This window comes from Limibacterium fermenti, assembly GCF_041902845.1.
Classification (GTDB): Bacteria; Bacteroidota; Bacteroidia; order Bacteroidales; family Dysgonomonadaceae; genus Limibacterium; species Limibacterium fermenti.
Window position 1 is genome coordinate 2,673,607 of record NZ_CP159486.1, and the last position, 24,608, is coordinate 2,698,214.

The 24,608-nt window shown below is 44.8% G+C and carries 22 protein-coding genes; 10 read left to right on the top strand and 12 right to left on the bottom strand.

Annotated elements, in window-relative coordinates; translation table 11 throughout:
- The first annotated feature begins 431 nt into the window (after positions 1-431).
- The 5 genes from ABNK31_RS11695 to ABNK31_RS11715 all read left to right on the top strand — a co-directional run bounded on the left by ABNK31_RS11695 (position 432) and on the right by ABNK31_RS11715 (position 6,523).
- On the top strand, positions 432-1,001 hold the full coding sequence (locus ABNK31_RS11695; protein WP_418892690.1) for a DUF5063 domain-containing protein: 570 nt from the start codon (positions 432-434) through the stop codon (positions 999-1,001).
- Positions 992-1,567: a 3'-5' exonuclease gene (locus tag ABNK31_RS11700; protein WP_418892691.1), complete on the top strand. Its 576-nt coding sequence runs from the start codon at positions 992-994 to the stop codon at positions 1,565-1,567. The genes ABNK31_RS11695 and ABNK31_RS11700 overlap by 10 nt, the downstream gene beginning before the upstream one ends.
- Positions 1,564-2,757 carry a class I SAM-dependent rRNA methyltransferase gene (locus ABNK31_RS11705; protein WP_418892692.1) on the top strand — a complete coding sequence of 398 codons (1,194 nt, stop codon included), beginning with the start codon at positions 1,564-1,566 and terminating at the stop codon, positions 2,755-2,757. The genes ABNK31_RS11700 and ABNK31_RS11705 overlap by 4 nt, the downstream gene beginning before the upstream one ends.
- A 293-nt stretch (positions 2,758-3,050) precedes the next feature.
- On the top strand, positions 3,051-4,049 hold the full coding sequence (locus tag ABNK31_RS11710; RefSeq protein WP_418892693.1) for a GSCFA domain-containing protein: 999 nt from the start codon (positions 3,051-3,053) through the stop codon (positions 4,047-4,049).
- Positions 4,050-4,054: 5 nt separating this feature from the next.
- Positions 4,055-6,523, top strand: coding sequence for a bifunctional UDP-N-acetylmuramoyl-tripeptide:D-alanyl-D-alanine ligase/alanine racemase (locus ABNK31_RS11715; protein WP_418892694.1), 2,469 nt, complete (start codon positions 4,055-4,057; stop codon positions 6,521-6,523).
- A gap of 112 nt (positions 6,524-6,635) precedes the next feature.
- On the opposite strand, the gene ABNK31_RS11720 is transcribed toward ABNK31_RS11715, so the two are convergent.
- The 12 genes from ABNK31_RS11720 to ABNK31_RS11775 all read right to left on the bottom strand — a co-directional run bounded on the left by ABNK31_RS11720 (position 6,636) and on the right by ABNK31_RS11775 (position 19,539).
- Complete coding sequence (locus ABNK31_RS11720; RefSeq protein ID WP_418892695.1) at positions 6,636-7,781, bottom strand: OmpA family protein; 1,146 nt, start codon at positions 7,779-7,781, stop codon at positions 6,636-6,638.
- A 323-nt stretch (positions 7,782-8,104) separates the two neighbouring features.
- Positions 8,105-8,965: a sigma-70 family RNA polymerase sigma factor gene (locus ABNK31_RS11725; protein WP_418892696.1), complete on the bottom strand. Its 861-nt coding sequence runs from the start codon at positions 8,963-8,965 to the stop codon at positions 8,105-8,107.
- 197 nt (positions 8,966-9,162) lie between these two features.
- Positions 9,163-10,698 carry a trypsin-like peptidase domain-containing protein gene (locus ABNK31_RS11730; RefSeq protein WP_418892697.1) on the bottom strand — a complete coding sequence of 512 codons (1,536 nt, stop codon included), beginning with the start codon at positions 10,696-10,698 and terminating at the stop codon, positions 9,163-9,165.
- Between the two features lie 181 nt (positions 10,699-10,879).
- The gene (locus ABNK31_RS11735) at positions 10,880-12,067 is read right to left on the bottom strand and encodes a glycosyltransferase (protein ID WP_418892698.1); all 1,188 of its coding nucleotides are present in this window, start codon (positions 12,065-12,067) and stop codon (positions 10,880-10,882) included.
- Between the two features lie 7 nt (positions 12,068-12,074).
- A complete protein-coding gene (lysA, locus tag ABNK31_RS11740) occupies positions 12,075-13,232 on the bottom strand; it encodes a diaminopimelate decarboxylase (protein ID WP_418892699.1) in 1,158 nt (385 codons plus the stop codon).
- Positions 13,233-13,345: 113 nt separating this feature from the next.
- Positions 13,346-14,263 (bottom strand): tRNA (adenosine(37)-N6)-dimethylallyltransferase MiaA, encoded by a 918-nt coding sequence (gene miaA / locus ABNK31_RS11745; RefSeq protein ID WP_418892700.1) that lies wholly within the window; start codon positions 14,261-14,263, stop codon positions 13,346-13,348.
- A gap of 17 nt (positions 14,264-14,280) precedes the next feature.
- Positions 14,281-15,063 carry a TPM domain-containing protein gene (locus tag ABNK31_RS11750; RefSeq protein ID WP_418892701.1) on the bottom strand — a complete coding sequence of 261 codons (783 nt, stop codon included), beginning with the start codon at positions 15,061-15,063 and terminating at the stop codon, positions 14,281-14,283.
- Positions 15,041-15,463 (bottom strand): TPM domain-containing protein, encoded by a 423-nt coding sequence (locus tag ABNK31_RS11755; RefSeq protein WP_418892702.1) that lies wholly within the window; start codon positions 15,461-15,463, stop codon positions 15,041-15,043. Before ABNK31_RS11755 ends, ABNK31_RS11750 begins: the two co-directional genes overlap by 23 nt.
- A 42-nt stretch (positions 15,464-15,505) precedes the next feature.
- On the bottom strand, positions 15,506-16,084 hold the full coding sequence (locus ABNK31_RS11760) for a LemA family protein (protein WP_418892703.1): 579 nt from the start codon (positions 16,082-16,084) through the stop codon (positions 15,506-15,508).
- A gap of 118 nt (positions 16,085-16,202) precedes the next feature.
- Positions 16,203-17,084, bottom strand: a complete 882-nt coding sequence (locus ABNK31_RS11765) for a hypothetical protein (protein WP_418892704.1) — start codon at positions 17,082-17,084, stop codon at positions 16,203-16,205.
- 18 nt (positions 17,085-17,102) lie between these two features.
- Complete coding sequence (locus tag ABNK31_RS11770; RefSeq protein ID WP_418892705.1) at positions 17,103-17,666, bottom strand: hypothetical protein; 564 nt, start codon at positions 17,664-17,666, stop codon at positions 17,103-17,105.
- A 172-nt stretch (positions 17,667-17,838) separates the two neighbouring features.
- Positions 17,839-19,539, bottom strand: a complete 1,701-nt coding sequence (locus ABNK31_RS11775) for a helix-turn-helix domain-containing protein (RefSeq protein WP_418892706.1) — start codon at positions 19,537-19,539, stop codon at positions 17,839-17,841.
- Positions 19,540-19,730: 191 nt separating this feature from the next.
- Here ABNK31_RS11775 and ABNK31_RS11780 point away from each other — a divergent pair, with 191 nt between their 5' ends.
- Genes ABNK31_RS11780 through ABNK31_RS11800 form a run of 5 tightly spaced genes read left to right on the top strand, consistent with a single transcriptional unit; the run spans position 19,731 to position 24,593 of the window.
- Positions 19,731-20,324, top strand: a complete 594-nt coding sequence (locus ABNK31_RS11780; RefSeq protein ID WP_418892707.1) for a DUF3575 domain-containing protein — start codon at positions 19,731-19,733, stop codon at positions 20,322-20,324.
- Positions 20,325-20,367: 43 nt separating this feature from the next.
- Complete coding sequence (locus ABNK31_RS11785; RefSeq protein WP_418892708.1) at positions 20,368-21,204, top strand: FimB/Mfa2 family fimbrial subunit; 837 nt, start codon at positions 20,368-20,370, stop codon at positions 21,202-21,204.
- Positions 21,205-21,243: 39 nt separating this feature from the next.
- Complete coding sequence (locus ABNK31_RS11790) at positions 21,244-22,080, top strand: fimbrillin family protein (RefSeq protein WP_418892709.1); 837 nt, start codon at positions 21,244-21,246, stop codon at positions 22,078-22,080.
- A 58-nt stretch (positions 22,081-22,138) separates the two neighbouring features.
- On the top strand, positions 22,139-23,077 hold the full coding sequence (locus ABNK31_RS11795; RefSeq protein ID WP_418892710.1) for a fimbrillin family protein: 939 nt from the start codon (positions 22,139-22,141) through the stop codon (positions 23,075-23,077).
- 13 nt (positions 23,078-23,090) lie between these two features.
- Entirely contained in the window at positions 23,091-24,593 is a 1,503-nt protein-coding gene (locus ABNK31_RS11800) for a fimbrillin family protein (protein ID WP_418892711.1), read from the top strand.
- The last annotated feature ends 15 nt before the right edge of the window (positions 24,594-24,608 follow it).

The window sequence follows — 24,608 nt, forward strand, 5'->3', positions numbered from 1 at the left end:
CCGTCATTTAAAGGCGAAAGGATTCAAAAGTACTTTTAGAGGCCGTCATATCGATTTTTTAAGCCAAAAAAGACTTTTCAGGGCTATCGTATCGATTTTTTAAGGGCAAAAGTACTTTTGAAGGCCGTCGTATCGATTTTTCAGGGGCAAAAAGTACTTTTGAAAGCCGTCGTATCGATTTTCCGGGGGTAAAAAGTGCTTTTGAAAGCCGTCGTATCGATTTTCCGGGGGTAAAAAGTACTTTTAGAAGCCGTCGTATGAAGATTCCGGAAAAAAAAGCACTTTCAAAAGGTGTCGACTCAATTCGACGGAAATAAACAGCCCCTCCGTTTTGACCATTTGGATAGGTCTGGCCGGCAAACGAAAAATATTATGTACTTTTGCAAAACGAAAAGCCTGATCCGTTTTCAGGTTTGTAACAAAATTAAAATATGTCTGAAACAACCGATCATATCGTGTATAGTAAGAACGTGATCGATTTCGTGACAGTGGCAGTGGAGTTTTGCGCCTATCTCGAAAATGACGATTCCGCAGAACGGCACGTATGGATTGACAAAACGACCAAATTGCTTTCACTACTGTACGTAAAAGCGTTGCTGCTTCCCGAAACCATCTCTTTAGAAGAAGAAATGCTCGAGACTTTTGTCAAAGAAGAAGATTATGCCCGCATCGCCTCCAAAGTCACAGCCATCATGGGCGAAGACGATGTTTTTTTAGAGGTGTTCGTGGAAGATATGAAATACAGCGACACGCCGGTCTCGGCCTTCGTGTCGGAAAATATCGCCGACATCTATCAAGACGTCCGCAATTTCATATCCGTTTACCAATATGGGTTGACCGACCGAATGAACGATGCCCTTTATGCGTGCGTTAAAAATTTCCGCACCTATTGGGGACAAAAATTAGTGAATGTTTTACGTCCGTTGCACACCCTGCTGTTCAGCGACGCGACGCATTCGGAAGAGAATGCAGATTTAAACGAGGAGGATTTGTGGGACTGACAATTACAAAAGAAACCATAGCGCAACTACCGATAGAAACGTTTCCGGGCAAGATTTTCGTTGTCGACGAACCGGAACAGGTAGTACGCGCAGTCGACTATTTATCGCATCAACCGGCTATCGGCTTCGACACCGAAACAAAACCGTCGTTCAAACGCGGTGAAGTGCATAAAGTAGCCTTAATGCAACTTTCGTCCGACGACGTTTGCTATCTGTTCCGCCTCAACCGGATCGGATATCCCGATGCACTACAAAATTTGATGTGCAATCCGCAAGTAAAGAAAATCGGATTGTCGCTTCGCGATGATTTTGCGGCCATCGGAAAGCGTTCGGGGCGAAAGGTGGAAAATTTCATCGACCTGCAACAGTTTGTCGACCAATTCGACATCGAAGACAACAGTCTTCAAAAGATATACGCGATTATTTTCAACAAAAAAATAACCAAAAACCAACGTGTCTCCAACTGGGAAGCTGAAAAACTCAGTCCGGCGCAACAATCGTATGCCGCCATCGATGCGTGGGCTTGTCTCAAAATTTACAACCATTTACTATCAACGGACAAATGAACCATTACAAAGAAGTTATTTTACGCCGTAAGAAGGACGAATCGTTGCGCCGGTTTCATCCCTGGGTGTTTTCGGGCGCCATCGATCACCTTCCCGCCGATATCGAAGAAGGCGAAGTCGTGAAAGTTTTGGCTGACGATCGTTCTTTTTTGGGGACAGGTCATTATCAAAACGGGAGTATCGCCGTGCGCATCCTTTCGTTTGACGACGAGAGCATCAACCGGGACTTTTACGTAGCGCGCATCGCGGCAGCGTTCGCCTTACGTAAAAAACTGGGCTTGTTGCGCACCGACAATAACACCTTCCGGCTTATCCACGGCGAAGGCGATTATTTACCGGGACTCATCATCGATATATATGGTCATACGGCCGTCATGCAAGCCCATTCCATCGGTATGCACCGTGACAGGCATCTCATTGTGGAAGCGTTGGCGAAAGTGCTTCCGTCCGATATTTTGCATGCGGTTTTTTATAAATCGGAAGGAACTCTTCCCGCCAACATCGTGTCGGACACCGACGGATATCTGATGGGGAGCGCGGAAAACAGCGACCCGGTTGCGGTGGAAAACGGACTCAAATTCCATATCGATTGGCTGAAAGGACAAAAAACCGGCTTCTTCATCGATCAACGGGAAAACCGTGTCTTGCTCGAACGCTATTCCGCCGGACGGACGGTATTGAACATGTTCTGTTATACCGGCGGCTTTTCGGTATACGCCTTGCGCGGCGGAGCGCAGAAAGTAGATTCGGTCGACAGTTCGGCAAAAGCCGTCATGATTACCGACCAGAACATCGAACTGAATTTTAGCAACGATCCGCGCCATGCGTCTTATGCACAGGACGCGTTTAAATATCTCAAACAAATCGAACCCGGAAGTTACGATCTGATCATCCTCGATCCGCCGGCATTCGCCAAGCACCGCAGCGCCATCAATAACGCCCTGCAAGGATATAAAAAGCTCAATTTATCGGCCCTCCATGCCATTGCTCCGGGAGGAATACTTTTTACATTCTCTTGTTCACAGGCCATCACGAAAGAGCAATTCCGCCTCGCAGTCTTCAGCGCCGCCGCTATTTCGGGGCGGAAAGTACGCATACTGCATCAGCTTACACAGCCGGCCGATCATCCTATCAACATCTATCATCCCGAAGGGGAATATTTGAAAGGATTGGTCTTGCAGGTCGAATAAAAGTGTGAAAAAGATTCACAAATAGAAGAAAAAAGACCGAATCGAGTTAATAAAAACTAAATATAGAAGATTTCTTCTCGAAATGTATACGCCGTATTGAAAAAACGCCTATATTTGCAACGTGTTTTTCATGGTATTAGATTTAAGGTTAACAATGAAGATTGGTTGTCGTGAGACAACCTTTCCTTTTTTATATACCTCCCGTTTCTCTCCGTTTTATTTCACAAAATATATACGATAATATATCCACCCTGACCGCCTTTATTGCTACATTTGTGTAAAAATAATGAGTAATGGATTTCAGGACACCCATAACGATTTCACCGCCCGGATTCTCCATCGGGCACACCACGAAAGGAATGCTTTTCGGATCGTGTTTCTCCGAAAACATCGGGGCTAAGTTGATAGAAAGCAAGTTTCCTATCGACATGAATCCGTTCGGCATTTCTTACAACCCGTCATCCATATCCTCATCCATCCGGCGGCTGCTACAACGAAAAGGATTTACCGACGCCGACCTGCTTGCTCATCGCGGACTTTATTGCAGCCTGATGCATCACGGTTCGTTTTCGAGCACAAACAAACAGGCTTGTCTCGACACCATTCAGCAGCGCTTTAATGAAGCGGCCGATTTTATCCGTCAGGCACAAATACTCTTGATCACCTTCGGCACGGCCTATGCTTATTACTGGAAAGAAACCGGCGAAGTGGTGAATAATTGCCACAAGTTTCCGGCCGATACATTCGATAGGAAACGCTTATCGATACAAAAAATTACGGATGACTGGTCGGATTTGATCGCCCTGCTGAAAGAAATAAACCCGGAAATAAAGATTATTTTCACCGTAAGCCCCATACGACACTGGAAAGACGGGGCTCATGAAAACACGGTGAGCAAATCGATTCTTCAGGTATCGGTCGAGGCCCTGATGGAGCGTTTTGGCGGCAATGTGTTCTATTTCCCCGCCTACGAAATCATGATGGATGAACTCCGCGATTACCGCTTTTATGCCGGTGATATGCTTCATCCGTCGAACCTCGCCATCGACTATATCTGGGAGCGGTTTTCAGATACTTATTTTTCAGCATCGACCAAGGAGATTATACAGGAATGGGAAACCATCCGGAAAGCGCTGAATCATCGTCCGCTGCACCCTGAAAACAACTCCTACCGGGACTTTCTTCTACTCACACGCGATAAATTGCGTCTCTTTTCAAACAAGTATCCTTTTATTACTTGTACAAAAGAGATCGATGATATAGATTTACTACTAACCCATCAACAAGTTTGATAATTATGACGTATTCAATTACTGAAATTGCATCGATATTGGGAGTTTCAGACAAAAATATAATTCCTTCTGAAATCTCTATTCTACTAGTCGACAGCCGCAAACTGTCCGATCCCGAGAAATCGCTATTCTTTGCATTGGAGTCGAAAAATAATGATGCTCATCAATTTATTACCGATTTATATCAATCGGGCGTTCGGAACTTTGTCGTTTCTAAAAAATGGAAAGAGTGGGCGCCGTTTTCGGATGCCAATTTTTTTCAAGTGAAGAATCCGCTCTCAGCATTGCAAAAGATCGCGGCTCATCACCGGCGAAAATTCGACATCCCGGTTATCGGTATTACGGGAAGCAATGGCAAAACGGTTGTGAAAGAATGGTTATATCAGCTATTGCAGGACGACTATAATATAGTACGTTCGCCGCGCAGCTACAATTCACAAATTGGAGTTCCGCTATCGGTCTGGCAATTGAATGAACAAACGCAAATCGGTATCTTCGAAGCCGGAATTTCGCAACCCGACGAAATGGAGCATCTCGAACCGGTGATCAGGCCGACCATGGGCATTCTGACAAATATCGGCAAAGCGCATCAGGAAAACTTCGAAAGCATCCAACAAAAATGTATGGAGAAACTCGAACTGTTTACAAATTGCGAGATGTTTGTCTATGAAGAAGACGATAAAATGATTGACGAATGTGTCAATTTATCGGTATTGTCGCAAAAATCCTTCGCTTGGTCGTCTGACAACACAGATGCGCCGCTGTATATTTTTAAAATCGAAAAGAATCAATTTCAGAGTATTATCCATTATTCTTTTTTGCATTTCAATCATGCATTCGCGATTCCCTTTACCGATCAGGCTTCCATCGAAAACGCCATTGACTGCTTAGCGGTAATGCTTTATCTGCACGTTTCACCCGAAACGATATCGGAGAGAATGAAGAAACTCGAACCCGTAGCCATGCGACTGGATGTCCGCCGGGGAAAAAAGGATTGTCTCATCATTAATGATACGTATAATTCGGATATTAATTCCATCGAAATTGCATTGGATTTTCAGCAACAACGAAAGATGGATCGCCCGCTGAAAAAAACGCTGATTTTATCGGATATCTTACAATCGGGAATCTCATCCGAAGCGCTTTACCAAGAAGTGGCGGGAATGGTGCAAAAACGCGGCATTGAAAAAATTATCGGTATCGGCAAAAACATTTCCGAAAATGCCGGCGCCTTTAGAGTGCAAGAGAAACTGTTTTTTCCTTCAACGGAGGCATTCATTCAATCACAAAAATGGAAAAATTTCCACAACGAATTAATTCTGTTGAAGGGCGCCCGCGCCTATCACTTTGAGCAAATCAATGCGCTGATTGAAGAACGGCCGCATGAAACCGTCATGGAAGTCGATTTGGATGCGGTGGTCCATAATTTCAACTTCTATAAATCGAAACTCTCGCCCGAGGTGAAACTCGTTTGTATGGTAAAGGCTAACGCCTACGGCACGGGGGCCGTTGAAGTGGCGAAGACATTACAATATCACCGGTGCGATTATTTAGCTGTTGCGGTTGCCGAAGAAGGGATTGCCTTGCGGAATGCAGGGATTTCCATCCCGACGATCGTATTGAATTCGGAAGTAAACGGCTTCGAAGAACTATTCTCCAACAATCTGGAACCCGAAGTGTATAATTTCCGCATTCTGGAATCTTTTATTAAAGAAGCCGATCGAAGGGGAGTGACCGACTACCCCGTACATATAAAAATCGACACCGGAATGCACCGGTTGGGATTCCTTCCCGAGCAGCTTCCTCAATTGGTGAACATCTTGCAAGAACAAAAAGCGTTGAAAGTACGGTCGGTTTTTTCACACCTTTCGGCCAGCGAGAGTTGGATTTTCGACGATTTCACCGGTCATCAAATCGAAACACTAAAAAAGACGGCCGAAAGCATTCAGGACGCGCTTGGCTATCGAATCTACAAGCACATATTAAACTCTGCGGGAATAGAACGTTTTCCGGAAGCACAATGGGATATGGTGCGTTTAGGTATCGGACTGTATGGAGTAAGCGCCAGCGGATTACCCGGATTAAAAAATGTATGTACGCTAAAAACGACAATTTTACAGATTAAAGATATCCCCCGCCATGAAACAGTCGGATACGGACGTAAAGAAGAACTGAACCGGAACGCACGGATAGCGACCATACGCATAGGATACGCCGACGGACTGAACCGCCAATTCGGCAATCGGAAAGGTCAGGTATTAATAAACGGCCAACTGGCATCCATCGTCGGCAACGTATGCATGGATCTTTGCATGGTCGATGTAACCGATATCAGCGCTCATGAAGGAGATGCGGTGATTATTTTCGGAGAAGACCTCTCTGTAATTGAGCTTGCGGATAATATCGGCACGATTCCTTATGAAATTCTTACGGCAATATCTCCCCGCGTAAAACGCATCTATATCAAAGAATAATTATAACCGGAGACGTCGTTCCAAGCGACATCTTCGGTAAATTCTTTTCACAAAAAAAAGCACCTCTTTAAAAGAGATGCTTTTTTTATTATGGTAATCTTATTTTCTATGCTTATTCAGCGAAGAAGATAGCTACACGGTTCCAGTCATTTTCTGCATACGGCTGTACGGTATCACCCTTCCAGTCTACAGAAATACGGCTACTGTCAATTCCATATTCATTGATCAACGCGTCAGCAACAGCTTTAGCACGTTTTTCAGAAAGAGACCAGTTGTATTCCGGAGTACCTGTTTGTTTGTCAGCATAAGCAACGATGTTAACTTTTGCATCCGTATTCGCTTTCAAGTATTCAGCAGTATTGTATACGCTAACTTGTTGGCCCTTGTCAATTTTGAATGAATTGATACGGAAGAATACAACATTAGGAACATAAACTGATTCTTCAGCAACGGGCTGAGGAGCAACTTCAGGACATTCGGGGCAAGATTCCGGTCTTTGTCTCAGTTGTTCGTTTTCAGAACGCAATCTGTTGATTTGGCTGTTCAGGTCGTTGATTAAGTTGTAATCCAACAGTTCAGCAGAAGTGAACTCTTGTTTTCCACCTAAACCGAATTGGATACCTCCTAATACGGAAAGCATTCCGTCATATTCGTAATCACCTGCGGGAGTAGCCGAATTATCAAATGATTCTTGGAACAATCTGTATCCTACTTCAAGGAAAAGGCTTACATTACGTCCCAATCTGAAGTTATTGATGATACCAATATTGTACGTCAATGATTGATTCTGTCCTTTGAACAAATCGTTGTCCGCATTGGGTTTTTTAAACCATTCGTTCATACCATACGCATAACCTACACCCAAATAAGGAATAAAGCTATACACTCTTTCAGGATTGTAAGGCAATACCGCATTTGTGAAGTTGTACAGCAGGTCTAAATGAGCTCCGGCCCATTTCACTTTTGCGTCCGTTTCATAATTGGTAACAGGCTCACCGGCATCGATAACCAAACGACCACCCCAAACCGGAGAATTCCAACGGCCCAAGCTTATTTGTCCTTGCCAACCGAGACGGTCGCCGAGGTTGTCAAATTTCTTCATATTGTAGGTGTTTACACCTCCGCCTAAACCTAAAAACCAATTGTCACTCGCTTTGTTCTTCAGGTACACTGTACCATGAGAAACATTTTGTACTTCTTGCGCACTTATGCTAAATGCAACAAGAGCAGAAATTAAAAGTAAACTAAACTTTTTCATAAATTTAAATTCTAATTAAACATTTTATTACAATTACTCGATAATATTTATTTGTTCTGTTACGTTTGTCTATTTTTTCGTATTTGTCTTTCTTATAACGTTTATGCTATAAAAAAGTTCGTCAAGAATTCAATAATTCAGAACCATTCTCTTTATCTGTCAACCTATTCCAACATAAATAGGTAATATTTAGGCTACAAATATAAAACTTAATTTCTATATATTCTTGTTTTCAGGTGAAAAAACTGAAAAATACACAGGTTTTAGGCGTTTTTTCACAATCCGTACCGCTGTAAACCCTTATTTTTAATAGGCTACAACCCTTATCCCAGATAACTTTTCAGTAGTTTACTTCTCGAATCCTGCCTCAAACGACGAATGGCCTTTTCCTTAATCTGTCTTACTCTTTCGCGCGTCAACTGGAACTTATCTCCAATCTCCTCGAGGGTCATTTCCTGACAACCGATACCGAAAAACATTTTAATGATATCGCTTTCCCTTTCCGTAAGAGTAGATAAAGCTCGGTCAATCTCTTTTTGCAAAGACTCGTTAATAAGCGTACGATCGGCAATGGGAGCATCGTCATTCACTAAAACATCCAACAAACTATTGTCCTCTCCTTCGACAAAGGGAGCATCCATAGAGATATGGCGTCCTGAAACTTTCAGAGAATCGGTTATTTTATCGACCGATATATCCAACTCATTCGCGAGTTCTTCGGCAGAAGGACGGCGTTCGTTTTCCTGTTCGAATTTCTGAAAAGCCTTATTTATTTTATTTAATGACCCCACTTGATTCAACGGAAGCCTGACAATACGCGACTGTTCGGCTAACGCCTGCAAGATAGATTGACGTATCCACCAAACAGCATAACTGATAAATTTAAATCCACGGGTTTCATCAAATTTTTCGGCAGCCTTAATAAGGCCCAGATTTCCTTCATTAATAAGGTCCGGCAAGCTTAATCCTTGATTCTGATATTGCTTAGCCACCGATACGACAAATCGAAGGTTGGCTCTCGTTAATTTTTCAAGAGCTTGCCTGTCACCCTTCTTAATAGCCTGAGCGAGTTCCACTTCTTCTTCTACTGTAATCAAATCTTCACGTCCAATTTCCTGAAGATATTTGTCCAAAGAAGCGCTTTCGCGATTTGTAATCGATTTTGTTATCTTTAATTGTCTCATCTTCTATAATCGTTCTCCTGTCTAAAAGGGGGTGCAAAATTAATCATTTTTTTAATCATGACGAAAAAAAGATTATTTATTCCCCGCAAAATATCAAAGGAAACGGCAATATTGCCGAATCCTTTGCTATACAAACACCGAATAAGCTATTTTTGTTACGTAAATCCACCTTATTAACTCTAATTAACGCCAAGGCTTTATTTCCGGGTCAAATCAATCGGTATATACTGGGTTCTTCCATTGGGAGGATAGAAACCAGCTATCAATATCACTTTATCTTCGCGGGTAGATGTGGCCGCTACGATTCGTGAAATATCCCCCTCATTATTGACAGGCGCATTATTAATCCTCATAATAATAAAGCCTTTATTGATTCCTCCTTTTTTGAAAAGGCCCGAATTCTGAACCGAAACGACTTCCACACCACTACTTATTCCTAATTGACGTTTCTTATCGACCGAAACCTCTTTGAAATCCGCGCCTAACAGTTGCACGCCATCGGAACCACGCATTATTTCGGTATTTCCTTCATCATTCTTAAGTTCTACGGTAAACGAACGTTCCTTTCCTTTACGATCGACCGTCACTTTAATTTTATCGCCGGGACGATATCGATTCAACTGGCTTTGCAATTCGGCAAAATTACGGATAGGTACATTATTAATAGCCGTAAGAATATCCCCTTTCTCGATACCGGCAGCTTTGGCAGCACTACGATCACTGAAATCTTCTACCAAAACCCCTTTTATTTGAGATAACTCACGCGCTTTATCAGGATCTCGCCGCCGAATCTCTTCAATATTGGGAACGGAAATCCCCAACATAGCACGTTGTACGGTTCCGAACTCCTTTAAATCAGAAGCCACTTTTCCTGCGATCGAAATAGGAACGGCGAATGCATAACCGGTAAAATCTCCCGTTGAAGAATAAATCATCGTATTAATTCCCACTAATTCCCCTTTTGTATTTACTAATGCTCCGCCACTGTTTCCCCGGTTTACAGCCGCATCGACCTGAATAAAAGACTGAATGCCTAAACTACCGTCTCCGACATTAGAGCGGTTTTTGGCACTTACGATACCGGCCGTCACAGTAGAAGTGAGATTAAACGGATTGCCAACCGCCAATACCCACTCGCCGACCTTCAAAGCATCGGAATTGCCGAACGTGAGATACGGGAAATTATCTCCTTCGATTTTTAATAAAGCGATATCACTTTGCGAGTCGGTGCCCACAACCTTGGCGATAAACTCCCTATTGTCGTTTAAAGAAACCGACACTTCGGTAGCATTGGCCACTACGTGATTGTTCGTAATAATGTAACCGTCTTTCGAGATGATTACGCCGGATCCGAAGCCTAACTGTTCACGGGGCTCTCCGTATTGAAAATCGCGACCGCCGAATCCAAAAAGCAAATCTAACGGATTAATGTATTCCTGTCGGCTTATCGATTTTGTTTTGACATGCACGACACCGTTTACCGAACGGGCCGCAGCTTCCGTAAAATCGGGATACCCTTCGGCTGTCGTCAAGTTGGTCAATGTCACATTCGGATCCTGCTTAAATGATGTCGCATATTCGCCGACATCCACCATGGAAAGAGAATTGTCCGATTGATTTCCAAAAGGCAACTGTTTCTTATTTATGGCATTGTAACCCAAAAGAGTTACCACGGAACTGAGTATCGCCACCACAATGATAACGAGTAAGTTTTTTGTATTTCCTATGTTCATATTAAACTGTTTTAGAATGTTCGTTTTAACATTTTTAGTTTCGCAAATATAGAACAAAAAACATACAATAATTCTCTTTGGATTTTACTTTTTAACACTTTTAACGGAAAGAGTAAGCGATTAACCCGCTTTAACCCATTTATCTATTACAAAAGTTTGTACAATGACAAAATGGCACCTTTTAATAAGACCAATACCTTTTATTATGCCCCCTCCCTTTGGCATATTTTCTAAGCCGAATATTACTGACAGGCTGAAAAAGATCGAAAAACAGCAAATTAATATGAAACTTTCCGGCATCGAACCATTTACTGCTTTTATTCAAAAGGATAAGTTGGGAACCATACCTCCCGACAAAAAGAAGAACCGCCAACAAAAACAAGAGACCGTTTCCGTTTAAGAAACTCCAGATCAATGTTCCCAGCAGCAACACATAAAAAGCATATTTCGAAAGTGTCTCCCAACGCCAAAAAGCAGAAGCCCCCCCTTTATAAAAATGCCTCCCGTAAATATATCTCGATTTAAACATTTTCCAATCGGCAAAGCTCGTTATCGTGTCGGACTCCGTCATACTTTGGGGTGAAACAACGACTCCCGTATTATCAGAAGTCGCGACGCGATTGACAAAAAGGTCGTCCTCCCCGTCATTCATATTTAAAACCGACGAAAAGCCGTTCGCCTTGTAGAATAGTTGCTTCCGGTATGCCATATTGCGGCCATTCCCCATAAAGGGTTTATGCCGTAAAGCCATGGACAAATATTTGAGGCTGTAAATCAGATTATCAAATAATATAAAATGCCGCATGGCGCACTTTTTCTTTATATGCAGCTTACAATAGCCGAGAACAATATCATTTCCTTTGATAAACTCGCGGGCAAACGCTTTAATCCATTGGTCGGAACAAGGTTTACAATACGCTTCGGTAAAAAGTAGAATATCATTCTTAGCCGCTTTGATGCCTAACATCAGCGCTAATTTCTTTTCATTTACTCTTTCCGCTTCCGCAGGGACATACGTATGATAAAGGTGCTCGTATTTTTGTTCGAGCGACTGGAGAAGTAAATCCGTCTCGAGGGTCGAGCCGCGATTGACGACAATCACTTCGAAGCGCGGATAATCCTGTTCGAGAATAGCCGGAAGATTCTTAGCCAAATTTTCCGAATTGTCCCGTGAGGAGATAATCACCGATACACCCGGCCACTCAATACCCTCCTCATCCGGATGAGAATTTTTTTGTCCATGCGCATACGGCTTTCTATATAAGAAAAAAGAAAAAAATAATTGGGTCAGAAAGAAGAAAAGCAATGCGCTCACAAGACTCCATTCTATAACAGAGAACCCGGAAAAAGAAATAGTTGAAAAATCCATTTTATATTTATAGAGAATCGGAGAAGTACGATTTCGGAAGCTCCCGGCAATTATAGTGAGAAGCCATCACCTCTCCATACGCCCCGGCCGACCGAATAGCGATTAAATCACCCCTTTTCGCTTCGTTTAAAGAAATATCCTGCGCAAACACATCGCTCGACTCACAAATCGGGCCGACCACATCGTAGGTGGTATATTCTTGATCGGAACCGATATTCTCAATGTGATGAAAAGCTTTATATAAAGCAGGACGAATTAAATCGGTCATTCCCGCATCGACAATCAGAAATTTTTTATTGATTCCCTCTTTTATATAGGTAGCACGGGTGATGAGGGAACCGCAAGGAGCCACCATCGAACGTCCCAATTCGAAATGCAACGCTTGCCCGTCATCCATTGTGAGATACTTCTCGAATAACCGAAAGTAAGATTCAAAATCGGCGATAGGATAATGATTGGGATGTTGATAATTAATTCCTAACCCTCCACCGACATTTATCAGCGGCAGAACCGCTCCCCAACTCTTTAACCGCTGCCGAAACTCAATGGCTTTTACACAGAGGTCCTCAAACGAGGACAAGTCGGTAATCTGAGAGCCGATATGAAAATGAATGCCGATTAACTCGATATGCGAATACGCCCCGATCATTTCCAAGGCTTTCGGCAGATCGCGTTCATTCAAGCCGAACTTGTTCTCTTGCAATCCCGTAGTAATGTAACGATGGGTATGGGCATCCACATTCGGATTGATCCGTAAAGCAATACGCGCCGTCTTCCCTTTTTCGGAAGCAAGCGTTTCAATGACTTCCAACTCAGGCAACGATTCTACATTAAAGCAAAAAATATCGTTATCGAGGCCGATACGGATTTCCTTATCCGTCTTACCGACACCGGCAAACACAATCTTCGAGGCATCAAAGCCACACTCCAAGGCGCGGAGGACTTCATTCCCGCTGACACAATCCGCCCCGAATCCGTAAGCGGCTATTGCTTTTAATATCCGGGGATTGGCATTCGCCTTAACGGCATAATGAACGTGGAAGTTTTTATCCTTTACCGCTGTTTTAACGGTGTCGAGCGTCTTGTGCAATAACTCGATATCGTAATAATAAAAAGGAGTTTCTATCGATTGGAACTTTTCTACAGGGAATTGACCTTTAATCATTTTATCTATAAATAATGAATCGTCTGAGTGAACCGAAACGGAGGGAAGCGTCCGGCTTTATCCGTTTCGAGATGCAAAAATACGATTTTTCTCTTTCAGCACCTCAAAATCGCTTAACTATCTTTCAGTCCATCGAGATAAGAAAACGCTTTCTCCAACTTTTGAGACATCGGAAGAGACGCTTCGATCCAATGGATGGTAAATCCACGGCGTTCCATTCCTCTAAACCAGGTCATTTGCCGCTTGGCAAACTGATGAATGGCCGTCTCGAGTTGCGAAAACATTTCGCCATAAGACAACCGCCCGATGACATAAAGCGTAAGATATTTATATTCCAAACCATAATAAAGGAGGTCTTCGGCTGTAAGGCCGCCAGCGAGCAATCGCTCCACTTCCTGAACCATCCCCTCTTCCAGCCGCGTGCGGAGGCGTGAGGTAATGCGCGCCCGTCTTTCCTCGCGATCGATATGAATGCCGAAAATAACACTTTCCAATGCCGGGAAATCGCACACGCCTACAACTTGCCTTGCCTGGAAATCGGCAATCTCGATAGCCCGGATCGCCCGCTTTTCCGTGTCGATATCCGTCGTATTATGCAGCGTTTTATATCCTCGCAAAATACCGGCTAATTCGGGCAACGACTTCCCCTCGAGCGAATGCCTCAATGCCGTATTGACAGGCACATCGGGAAGATGATATCCTTTCAGAACCGATTCGATATACAGGCCCGTTCCTCCGCACAAAACAGGTGTTTTGCCGCGTGCGACGATATCGGCATACACCCGGTGGAAATCATGCTGATAGTGATAAAGCGTATATTTATCTCCCGCATCGCGAATGTCGATAAGATGATAGGGAATTTCGACACCCTCAATCGTGTAATCCGACAGGTCTTTGCCGGTGCCGATATCCATGCCTCGATACACTTGCCGTGAATCACCGCTGATTATCTCGCCTCCGACACGATATGCCAATTGCGTTGCAAAGGACGTCTTTCCGCTGGCCGTTGGCCCAAGAACTGTTATAAGCATTGTCCATTCTCCATTTTTTACCAGCTTCCCCCGGCGCCGCCGCCACCGAAACTTCCGCCGCCTCCGCCGCCGAAGCCACCACCCCCAAAACCTCCGCCGCCACTACCACGACCGAAGACAGGCGGTATGAATATCGGACCGCCACCGCCGCGATGATGTCCGTCGCCGTCGATATGCTGGTCGCCACCGCCGCCGAAAAATATCCGCAGGAAAAGGATTAAAAAGAAAACAATAATGATAATTGCTACGAGCGGAATCTTGCCTTCCGAATCCTCTTCATCGGCATCATATTCTCCGGAAAGGCGTGCAATCATCACATCGATAGCCGCATTCACACCGCCGAAATAATCATTCTCCTGAAAATAAGGGATCATTTCATTACGCACGATACGGCCGGCAAAAGCATCATTGATGAGAGCTTCCAGTCCGTATCCGGTGGCAATAAAGGCCTGCCCGCGACTATCGCCGTTTTTGGGTTTGATGAGGATAACCGCACCGTTATCTTTATCGGCCCGGCCTATGCCCCACTCTTCCCCCAGGCGAAAAGCAAAATCCGATATGGCATATCCTTTCAGATCGCCGACGGTAACGACATAAATTTGCGTGGAAGTCGAATCGTTATAAGCCAAGAGTTTTTGTTCGAGCGCCTGCTGTTCTACGGAAGAAAAGATACCGGCGAAATCGTTTACCAACCGTGGCGGCGACATCGGTTCGGGAATATCCTGTCCCGATACAAACGACGCACACCAGAGGAAGAATGCTACCGTCAGAAAAAACTTACTCTTCAATAATAACCTCATCGCTCAATTCGTTTATATCGTCTTTTTCGACCGGAAAAGCCACCCGTATCAATTCTCCGGTTTTTTCCACCGCCCGGCAAATGCCCTCCACAATCTTATCTTGCCGAAAAAACAAAAGCATCTCCTGCAACGTCTCTTCCCAAAAGCCTTCCGTGGCGATGCGGTTAATGCCGCTGTCGCCGACAATAGCCGCTTTATGGTCGGTGGGAGAAACATAAATCAACACCGAATTGTGCCATTGCGTGACGTGCATCTTCAAACTGCGAAACTTAGCCGCAGCGGCGTCCAGCGGCTCGCCTTTGCACGAGGCGGCAATACACACCCTTATCTCTCCTGAAGTTTGCTTTTCGGCCGCCCTGATGGCAGCAGAAATCTGCTCCAACGCTTGTTTTTTCAACATTTTTCTTTATGGATTGAGAAGTTTTTCTGCCAATATAAATTGTCAGAACTGTACTTGCGGGGCCGTTTGTGCAGCATCGCTCGCCTGAAAATATCCTTTGGGTTTAAAGCCGAACCATCCGGCATAAATCACCCTCGGGAACTGACGGATATAGCGATTATAATCCTGCGCGGACTGATTAAATTTATTCCGTTCCACCGATATCCGGTTTTCGGTGCCGGCCAGTTCATCCTGCAATCCCAAGAAATTCTGATTCGCCTTTAACTCCGGATAATTTTCCTGAATCAACAGCAAGCGTCCGATGGCGGAACTCAATTCGCCCTGCGCCTGTTGATATTGCTGAAGCGATTCTTCGGTCAGATTCTCGGGGTCGACCGTAATCTGGGTTGCTTTCGAACGGGCTTCGGTGACTTGCGTAAATGTTTCCTGCTCATGTTCGGCATAGCCTTTCACGGTCGCTACCAGGTTGGGGATTAAGTCCGCACGCCGTTGATAGGCATTTTGCACGTTTCCCCACTGTGCCGTAACCGATTCCTGCTTCTCGACCATGGCGTTATATCCGCAACTCGAAAGAGAAGCACCTGCAATCAGTATCAAAAGAATGTACTTAAAATTTTTCATTGTTCTGTTTGTGTTTGATTAATATGTCCGTACAAAGATAAAATATTTTGTTTAAATGAATGTATAATAAACGTTTCCCTTCGACAAAAGTTTATCTTTCCGTCAAACGGAGTATCGGCTAATCTCTTTTTGAATAGACATTCTGAAAAACGCCATTCGTATCCAAATGGTTTGCCGTAAATTGAATAGGTTCGCCGAAATCCTCTCCGGTAAACTCTTTCCTGAAATAATCCATGACGAATTCCAAAGGATTATCGGAATCGGCCGGCGGTAATTCTTTTTGTCCCATTAACAGGGTTCGGATAACGCAATTCGCTAATACCGACTGCGTTTTTTCGCTCAAGGCCGCGTTCCCTTTCTCGAGAGCCAGCGCCTCTGAAACAGCCCGACGGACAACATCATACGGCAAATCGGATTCGACCAGCACCGTTGCTTTCCGTCCGTATTGCAGCGAATTGACATAGACCAATTCCCCGGCACGGGTGAGGGTGGCTTCATCGTTAGTCAGCGACGGGCAGGGATAATCCATTATGACAGAAAAGAACACTTGCGTGATATCGACCATCAGAAGCGTTTTTTTGGTTTTCCACTCCGTCGGAAGATGGAAATAGACCGCGGGGTCTACGTCTTGCCCGAAAGCAAGAGACACTTGCCGGTAAGAAGACAATTCGATCGAATTATAGGAGAAACTTTCACTTTGCGAAAACCCTTTCGTATCTTTTAATCTATTTGATAATGAATCCGCCATGGCCTTATAGGAAGGACGGAAATCGAAGGTAAGAGAGGGAATACTCGTGACGGCTACTTTTATATCATTCAGCGGCACATCGACCATACGATAGCTTTTTTCGTTGATACTTGCGGGCTCAAAAATCGCGCCGATAAACAGTTGGCCCGGATTTTTCACGCCGAATCCGATCGATGTATGATATTGAGCTTTGACAACACCCGGCACCCTGACCATCAGTATCGACAAAAAAAGAATGTACTTTATTTTCATTTTGCTTAAAACGTTCGGTTATTGATTATCGGTTGTTTTCTTAAAGATGAAATGCATTTGCAACCACACATAGGAAAATGCCGCCTTATCATCAGAAGTGGAGGGGAGGCCTTCGTAAGAAACAAGCGAATAGTCCTGCCCTATATTGGAAAGAAATCGTTGACTGTCGGCGCTCCTTTCGATGAAGAAGCCGGTATTGATGAAGAACCGTTCCTCATCGAACTTTTCACCGGCATACAGCCATTGTTCAGGATCGGAACGAAGAAGCAATAAGTCATTTCCGTCCCATTTATATTTGAATTTTTCTTCGATATCGTTTTTCTTTTGGATAACAATTGAATCTTTCGTCAACTGAATCTTTTGGGGAGTCGCCCATTCGACACGACGTCCAAAAAGATCCGTAATATTTTCTTTGGAGAACTTCTCGGTCTTTTGGCCCTGAATACGACGGAAATCGAGAACCTGAGAATCGACGTACACATACGTGAAAAGTTCCGGAGATTTGACTTCCGGCTCAGGGGGAGAAGGAAGCGATTCCTTCCGACAAGAAGAGAACGATACGAACACCGCCGTTACAAACACAGCAAATAATATTTCGGATATACCAGAATATGAGTGTGCTCGGAATAATTTCTGAAAAAGAGTCATTGTATTATTATATTATTATTCATCTTCGCAACAAAGATAAAGATACCGGCAAAGGTATAAAATAAATACAGACTTCCTCTTTTCTCCAAGAAAAACAACGCCAAAGTCACTTGACCCATTTACGATATTCGGCCGGCGACATACTGTATTTACTCTTGAACTGCCGGTAAAAGCTGCGTGCCGAACCAAAGCCCGAATCCTCGGCAATAGCCTCAATGCACAAGTTATCGGATTTTTCCAGTAATCGTAAGGCTTCTTCCAGACGCAGGTTGTTGATATAATCGGTAAAACTGAATCCGGCGCATTCGTTCACGGCACGGCTAAAATCGCTTTTCTTTATCCCTAAAGAAAGCGCCAGTTCATCGCGCGTCAAATCCGACTTGAGATAGAGTTTTTGTTCTTTTATTTTTTGATCGGCCAAAGCAAACAATTCGGCAAATCCGTTTTTTGACGCATCGCCTCCGGAAGATACATCCGAAGGATAAAACGCGGCAAGGGCCGGCATTTGCTTCTCCAGGGCGTCGAGTTTCTGCTTGCAGCTCTGTAATTCTTTTATCCGGCTCACCATGACCCGGTTTTTCTCTTCGGTGCGCTTAATGCTGCGCACGACCAGCGCGACAGCCGCAATAGCCAGCAGCGCAATCAGAGAAGAAAGCAGCAGTAAAAAGCTTCTGCGTTTTATCGTTGCTTCGCGCATAAGGAGCAACTCTTCCTTCTCCTGCACCTGATACAATGTGGCCAACTCAAGCGCCGTATTTTCACGGTCTTTTTGGCGAATGGCTTTATGGAGCGACAAGCCCAACTGCGCATAATATAAAGCGTCGGAAAATTGGCCCGTCTTTTGATACGCCTCTATCAAATAACGCAATGCAGCAGCCATATCTTCACCGATGGTATCCGTATCGGCCCTCAACTGATCGACTCGACGAAGAGAAATGGCCAGCGCTTCGTCGTATTTTTCCGATTTCAATAAATAAGGAACAATATGAATGCGGGTTCTGTCATCGGCGGAATAGGGCGAAGCCAGAAAAGCCTCATACGCCCCGGCGGCCTCTTGTTTACGTCCCGATTTAGCGAAAATATCACTCGCCAAGGCATGCAGGCGCCCATATTCATACGCTATCTGCCCTTCCGGCAGCAAGAGGCCGGCATCGTTTTTCGCCATCGCTTCCAGACCTTCACGCGCTTTTTCAAGGTAATCAGCGGCAACAATATAGTCTCCTTTCTCATCGATCAAGTTAGCAATGGTCAAGTAAAAGTGATAAAGATATTCGCTGTTTTCAGAGGCTTTGAGATGCGTATCGGCTTGCACAAAATAGTGCTTAGCCAGCGGAGCGTTTTTCTGTTGGAGTGTAATGATGCCCATAAACATATACGCCCGTCCGGTTTCGGCGTCATCATCCAAAGCTTTGGCAATATCCATCAACGAAAGAGCCGTCTGCATGGCTTTCTCCAGATCGTTGTTCATCCGATAACACTCCATCATCGTGCTCAACAAGCCCATATATAATGAAGGTACCGTATTCACCGCTTTATAGGCCGCCGTTTTTTCGAAAAAGAACAAAGCCAAGCGGTACTTGCCCGTATTATAATACAAATCAGCCTGGCACCAATCCAACTCCCAATCCTTGTCTTGCCGGCGCACCATCAATTCATCCATGATAGCCTGCGCCTTTTCGGGATCGGAGACGCAATATTGATAGGCATGCTCTATGGTGATGATACTGTCGGGCAGTTCATTTTCATCGGCCAAAACAGGCATCCACACACAAGGGCCCGCCGCTATGAATAAAAACAGAGTTCTCATGTCTTGCCACTTATGAGGTATAAAAAAAGGGGAAGGTTATTCCGACCTGTCCAAAATCGAAAGCAAATATATGTAAAAAACGGATAACAAAAGCGATTTGTCACAACAAAAGACGATTTGTCACACTAATTTCAAGGTTTTCCCCTTATGTTTGCAGCAGTTAAAGATAAAAATCAATTATTATAAACAGCATGAAAATCTATCCGGTATTATCTATTTTTCTGGGGTTATTGCTCTGTTTCTACTCTGCTTCGGCGCAAAACGAAGCCAACAACCACCCCGAAGGCAACACCATGCCGGCCTTTTCCAAGGGCAGCGTCAGCCTGCGCACCCATGTGTTGCCTTGGACCTTTCTTATAGCCAATGCGGGTGTGGAATACAAACCCACGGAATCGGTCGGGCTATTGGTAGACGGAGCGTTCACCCACTTCGATGCAGGCAAGAACAAACTATTTTGGAGGCTATGGCATGTATCGCCTCAACTACGTCTTTATACGGGCGCACAAAAAGCGTTTTACGGCGGAGCGGCCTATATCATCGGCGAGTATAATTATTCCGGACGGCAGGGAAACTATCAGGGAGGCGGTCTTGCACTCGGCAAACAATGGTATTGCAACAAAAACCTGTTGGTCGATACCGGCATTACCCTCGGGTATCTGCACCTCTATAACAGAGAGAAATATATGTCGGTCGAGAATACCTATTACCGTCAGGAATCGCTCAAAGAGCGGAATTACTGGGGGCCTGTTGGGGCCACCATCGCCCTCGTATGGAAAATAAATTGACCGGACTGTTTTATTCGCAAAACAAACTCTTAATCTATAAAAAATGAACTCATTCTATAAAAACGCGCTGTATGCCTTCGTTCTTCTTGCCTTACTGCTGCAAGGGGCCTGCGCGAAAATTCCTTTAAAAGACCCGCCGACGACGTCGACCGCTTCGTTGCACACCGACTGGACCCTACGGGGCACCGGCATCGACATCCCGGCCGAGTATTCCGTTGACATCGACGGCCGGACACTCACCTTCAAAGAGTCCGAAAACGACTTGCCGGAGTTGGAAACGGGAACGTATCCGATCGTTATTTACAACACGGCGGAGCATATCACGCTGCAAGGCTCGAATGCCACGGTGAGTACAAAAGACGGCTCGGTGGAACCGTTGCCGGGATGGCTTTTTACCGCCGTAACGGAGGTTTCGTACGAAATATTCGAAAAGCGCACGGTGACGGCCGCCATGGAACAGCAGGTACGCCTGCTCGAAATGGAACTGACCATCACCGAAGGCAATCCGGAGCGTATAACGCGTGTGGAAGCACAACTCACCGGGATAGCCAACAACCTGGATATCCGTACGCGCGCACTATCGGGCGACCATCTGAATGTGCAGCCCGCCTTTACCCGCACGGGCGATAAGCTCCGCGCCAATGTACGGCTGATAGGCATCACCGGCACACAACACCTCTCGCTGCGTATTCTGTTTTCCGACGAACGGGAGATGCATACGGGCGCTATCGACCTCTCGGAATTGTTGAAAGGATTTAACAGCGACAAGCATCTCGGCACCAAACTCACGGCCGACATACACACCCCGATAGAAACCGGAATGACCGCCTCCATCACCGGATGGAAAAATGTGGAAACTTCCGGGGGAACGGCATGGTAAGACAAAAGAATAAGCCAAACGATATAAAATAATAGACGTATGAACATACAACGAATACTATATATCCTCGCAGCGCTGCCCCTCGTGTGGCTGGCCGGCTGCGACAAAAACGACGAGCTGCCCGTGGATACAACCTCTCAAGAGATTGTTTTCGACATACTGTTTGCCGACGATGACCCTTCTACGACAAAGGTGGCCACGGCTACCGACTTCACCAGTTCGTGGGAAACAGGCGATGAAGTAGGCGTATATATCGTGAAAGGCAATGGGGGATTAAAAGCCTCCGGCAACTGGGTCGACAATATGGCGTTGACGTACGGCGGCGGCGCATGGACTGCATCCACCTCACTGTATTATCCCAATGATGGCGACAAGCTGAGTTTCTATGCCTATTACCCTTACGATGCCGGCATGACCAACCCAAATGCTTATGCTTTCAATGTACCGATAGATCAAGCGTCTAATAGTGGTGAGTATTATAAGAAAAATGATTTCTTATGGGCTAAACTTGAGAATGTTTCTAAAAGTGATAATTCTGTAGTTTTGCCATTTTCGCATGCTTTGGCTATGATACAAATAGCCATATATGATAATGAGAGCACCCCACCAGCAGTAAATTTATTGAATGTGATCACAGATTGTACTATAAATTTGGCAGATCAAAGCATCACACCCGGAAGCACAAAGAATACGATTCAAATGTGGCGAAGGCATACTATTAATCTTACCTTCTTTCGCTGGGCATTAGTGCCTCCGCAAACCATGGACATTCGCTTTGTATGGACAAAGAATAGTACGAATTACACGGTCACTCCCGCAACAAATGTGACGCTTACCAGCGGAAATATAAAAAAATACACAACAACTCAACCATAGTATACATAGAAGCATATACAAACAAAATAATTAATAAACTCTTCCAATAAAACAGATTATGACAACAAAAAAATTATTCGCTTTAGCCGTTTCGGCGTTATTTGTATTCACGTCCTGCAACCAGGATGAACCGGCACCCGAGGTAAACGACGGGCGCGTGCATTTCGCCTCGGGCATATCGGGCGTACAAACCCGCGTAGGAGGCGCTAAGGGAGACGAATGGGATGGAAACGAAAGCATTGGTATTTTTATGGTGAAGAATGCGACCTCAGAAATAGCTGAAAAAGCAGAAAACATTCTTTATACAACCACATCGATAGGGAAATCGGCTACTTTCACTTCCACGACTCCTATCTACTATCCGGTGGATATCGATACCAAAGTCGATTTTGTCGCTTATCATCCGTATGACAAAAATAACAAAGAACCCTTTCCGGATGAATTGTATGAAATAAGCCTGACCGATCAAACGAACCAGTCGTCCATTGATTTTATGTATGCGCGCGCCGATAACGACGGCAAGAGCTTTAATAAGGAAAACAATCAGCCCGTGAATCTCGTGTTCAATCATATTTTGTCGAAACTGGTATTGAATGTACTTAAAGGCGACGGAGTGACCGATGACCTGCAAGGATTGGAAGTAAAGATAAAAGGCGTCAATACGACCTGTATTTTCAACTTCGAGACAGATAAAGCCGAAGGTGAAGGATTGACCTTAGGAGAAGCATTAATCCCTTACAATGCAGGGAACAATACATTCGAAGCGATTATCGCACCCAATATATTTAACGATATAGATGACACCTATTTGGTGGAATTTACCGTAGGCGGCAACACTTATACGTGGAAGATGCTGGACAATATCGCCGAAATCAAAGAATTCGAGAGCGGAAAGAAATACATCTTCAATATTACGCTTACGAAAAATAAAGTCAAGGCAACAGGAAAAATCGAACCGTGGGAGCCGGTAGGAGCGATCCAAGGCACTGCGAAATAAAAATGACTTATTTATGAGGCTAAAGTTTATATATAATATATTGCTGCTGGCAGGAAGCGGATTGTTTTTCGCTTCCTGCGACAGCGACTACGATGTGGGCGTCGACACGGGTCTCGTTGCCGTGGAGTTCCGGGCGGGCAATATATCCCATACCCGCACTACTAATGGAGGCAACGAATGGATAGCAGGCGATCAAGCGGGTGTTTTTATGCTTGCCGAAGGTGGAAGTTTTGACACCCCGGACGATGTATTGGAGAACAATCGCCGATACTCGACGGATGCAAGTGGCGAAACCTCCGCGTTTACGCTCGCTGAAGGCAGCCCGCTTTATTATCCGCAGAACGGTGGTAAAGTCGACTTTATCGCCTATTATCCGTATAAATCGCCGCTGACAGATTATACCTACCCGATAGATATCACCGACCAGCAAACTCCTGCGGCTATCGACGTATTGTACAGCAACAATGCCACGTCAAAAAATAAAAACAGCGGTGCGGTGGAGTTGCAGTTCAAGCACGTGCTGAACAAACTAAGTTTCACGCTGACGTCCGGCGATGGCGCTCCGGATTTGACCAGTGCGACCGTTCAAGTAACCAATATCGCTACTACAGCCACTATCGATTTTGGGGATGGCTCCGCAACCGCCACCAACAGCGGACAAACAGTAACCGCTAACACCGCAACGGATGGATGGAGCAGTTCGACTATTGTGATACCGCAAGAGAATGTAACGGGCGCGAGACTGATCATTACACTAAAGGCTGGCGCCGGTAAATTCGAGTGGAATTTCCCTTCACCGACAACCTTTCAACCGGGCAAGGAATACTCATACTTGATTACGGTAAGCAAAACGGGTATTACGGTAAGTTCGAGCGGCATCGCTATTTGGGCAGGAACGGGCGATGCGCCGACAACGGGGACGGCGCAGAGAGCGTATAAAGTAGGCGACTATTATCCCGATCCGGCGAATTCAAATACCGCTATCGGCGTTGTATTCCAGATTACCGATCAAGGAGGAGCGCATGGAAAAATCGTGAGTTTGGATGAAAAAACAGAATTCAGTTGGGGTAAATCGAAAAGAGATGAGAAAAGTGCCGGTGTCGCCAGAATCAGGGATGAAAATGATGGCGCCGCTGCAACTAGAAACATCATCACCCAATATGAATTATCTTATGACTTGCAAAAATATTATCAAGGCTTTCATTGGATCTTTTGGACAAAGAATAGCCGTAAAGCAGATGGCGAATGGTACCTCCCCGCAAAGAATGAATTAAAAGAATTCATAACGCAATGGAAATCGGATAAGCCGGGATGGAATACAAAGTTTATAGACGCAGGAGGAAGTGCCATGGGTGCCACATACTATTGGTCGTCAACAGAATACAACCACACATTCGCCTATTTTGTTAACATTGCAGGTGCGACTGGTTATTCGACATATAATAAAGAAACGAAAGTAGCTGAGACGCAATATGGGAATTATCCATTCGGCGTGCGGGCTATCAAAAAATTTTAACAGGATATCATTATA

Coding starts and splice junctions, on each gene's coding strand:
- ABNK31_RS11705 (WP_418892692.1), top strand. CDS start 1,564: ATGAACCATTACAAAGAAGTTATTTTACGCCGTAAGAAGGACGAATCG.
- miaA (WP_418892700.1), bottom strand. CDS start 14,263: ATGCTTATAACAGTTCTTGGGCCAACGGCCAGCGGAAAGACGTCCTTT.
- lysA (WP_418892699.1), bottom strand. CDS start 13,232: ATGATTAAAGGTCAATTCCCTGTAGAAAAGTTCCAATCGATAGAAACT.
- ABNK31_RS11775 (WP_418892706.1), bottom strand. CDS start 19,539: ATGAGAACTCTGTTTTTATTCATAGCGGCGGGCCCTTGTGTGTGGATG.
- ABNK31_RS11790 (WP_418892709.1), top strand. CDS start 21,244: ATGAACATACAACGAATACTATATATCCTCGCAGCGCTGCCCCTCGTG.
- ABNK31_RS11710 (WP_418892693.1), top strand. CDS start 3,051: ATGGATTTCAGGACACCCATAACGATTTCACCGCCCGGATTCTCCATC.
- ABNK31_RS11750 (WP_418892701.1), bottom strand. CDS start 15,063: ATGAGGTTATTATTGAAGAGTAAGTTTTTTCTGACGGTAGCATTCTTC.
- ABNK31_RS11795 (WP_418892710.1), top strand. CDS start 22,139: ATGACAACAAAAAAATTATTCGCTTTAGCCGTTTCGGCGTTATTTGTA.
- ABNK31_RS11735 (WP_418892698.1), bottom strand. CDS start 12,067: ATGGATTTTTCAACTATTTCTTTTTCCGGGTTCTCTGTTATAGAATGG.
- ABNK31_RS11780 (WP_418892707.1), top strand. CDS start 19,731: ATGAAAATCTATCCGGTATTATCTATTTTTCTGGGGTTATTGCTCTGT.
- ABNK31_RS11725 (WP_418892696.1), bottom strand. CDS start 8,965: ATGAGACAATTAAAGATAACAAAATCGATTACAAATCGCGAAAGCGCT.
- ABNK31_RS11755 (WP_418892702.1), bottom strand. CDS start 15,463: ATGTTGAAAAAACAAGCGTTGGAGCAGATTTCTGCTGCCATCAGGGCG.
- ABNK31_RS11800 (WP_418892711.1), top strand. CDS start 23,091: ATGAGGCTAAAGTTTATATATAATATATTGCTGCTGGCAGGAAGCGGA.
- ABNK31_RS11765 (WP_418892704.1), bottom strand. CDS start 17,084: ATGAAAATAAAGTACATTCTTTTTTTGTCGATACTGATGGTCAGGGTG.
- ABNK31_RS11720 (WP_418892695.1), bottom strand. CDS start 7,781: ATGAAAAAGTTTAGTTTACTTTTAATTTCTGCTCTTGTTGCATTTAGC.
- ABNK31_RS11760 (WP_418892703.1), bottom strand. CDS start 16,084: ATGAAAAATTTTAAGTACATTCTTTTGATACTGATTGCAGGTGCTTCT.
- ABNK31_RS11785 (WP_418892708.1), top strand. CDS start 20,368: ATGAACTCATTCTATAAAAACGCGCTGTATGCCTTCGTTCTTCTTGCC.
- ABNK31_RS11695 (WP_418892690.1), top strand. CDS start 432: ATGTCTGAAACAACCGATCATATCGTGTATAGTAAGAACGTGATCGAT.
- ABNK31_RS11730 (WP_418892697.1), bottom strand. CDS start 10,698: ATGAACATAGGAAATACAAAAAACTTACTCGTTATCATTGTGGTGGCG.
- ABNK31_RS11715 (WP_418892694.1), top strand. CDS start 4,055: ATGACGTATTCAATTACTGAAATTGCATCGATATTGGGAGTTTCAGAC.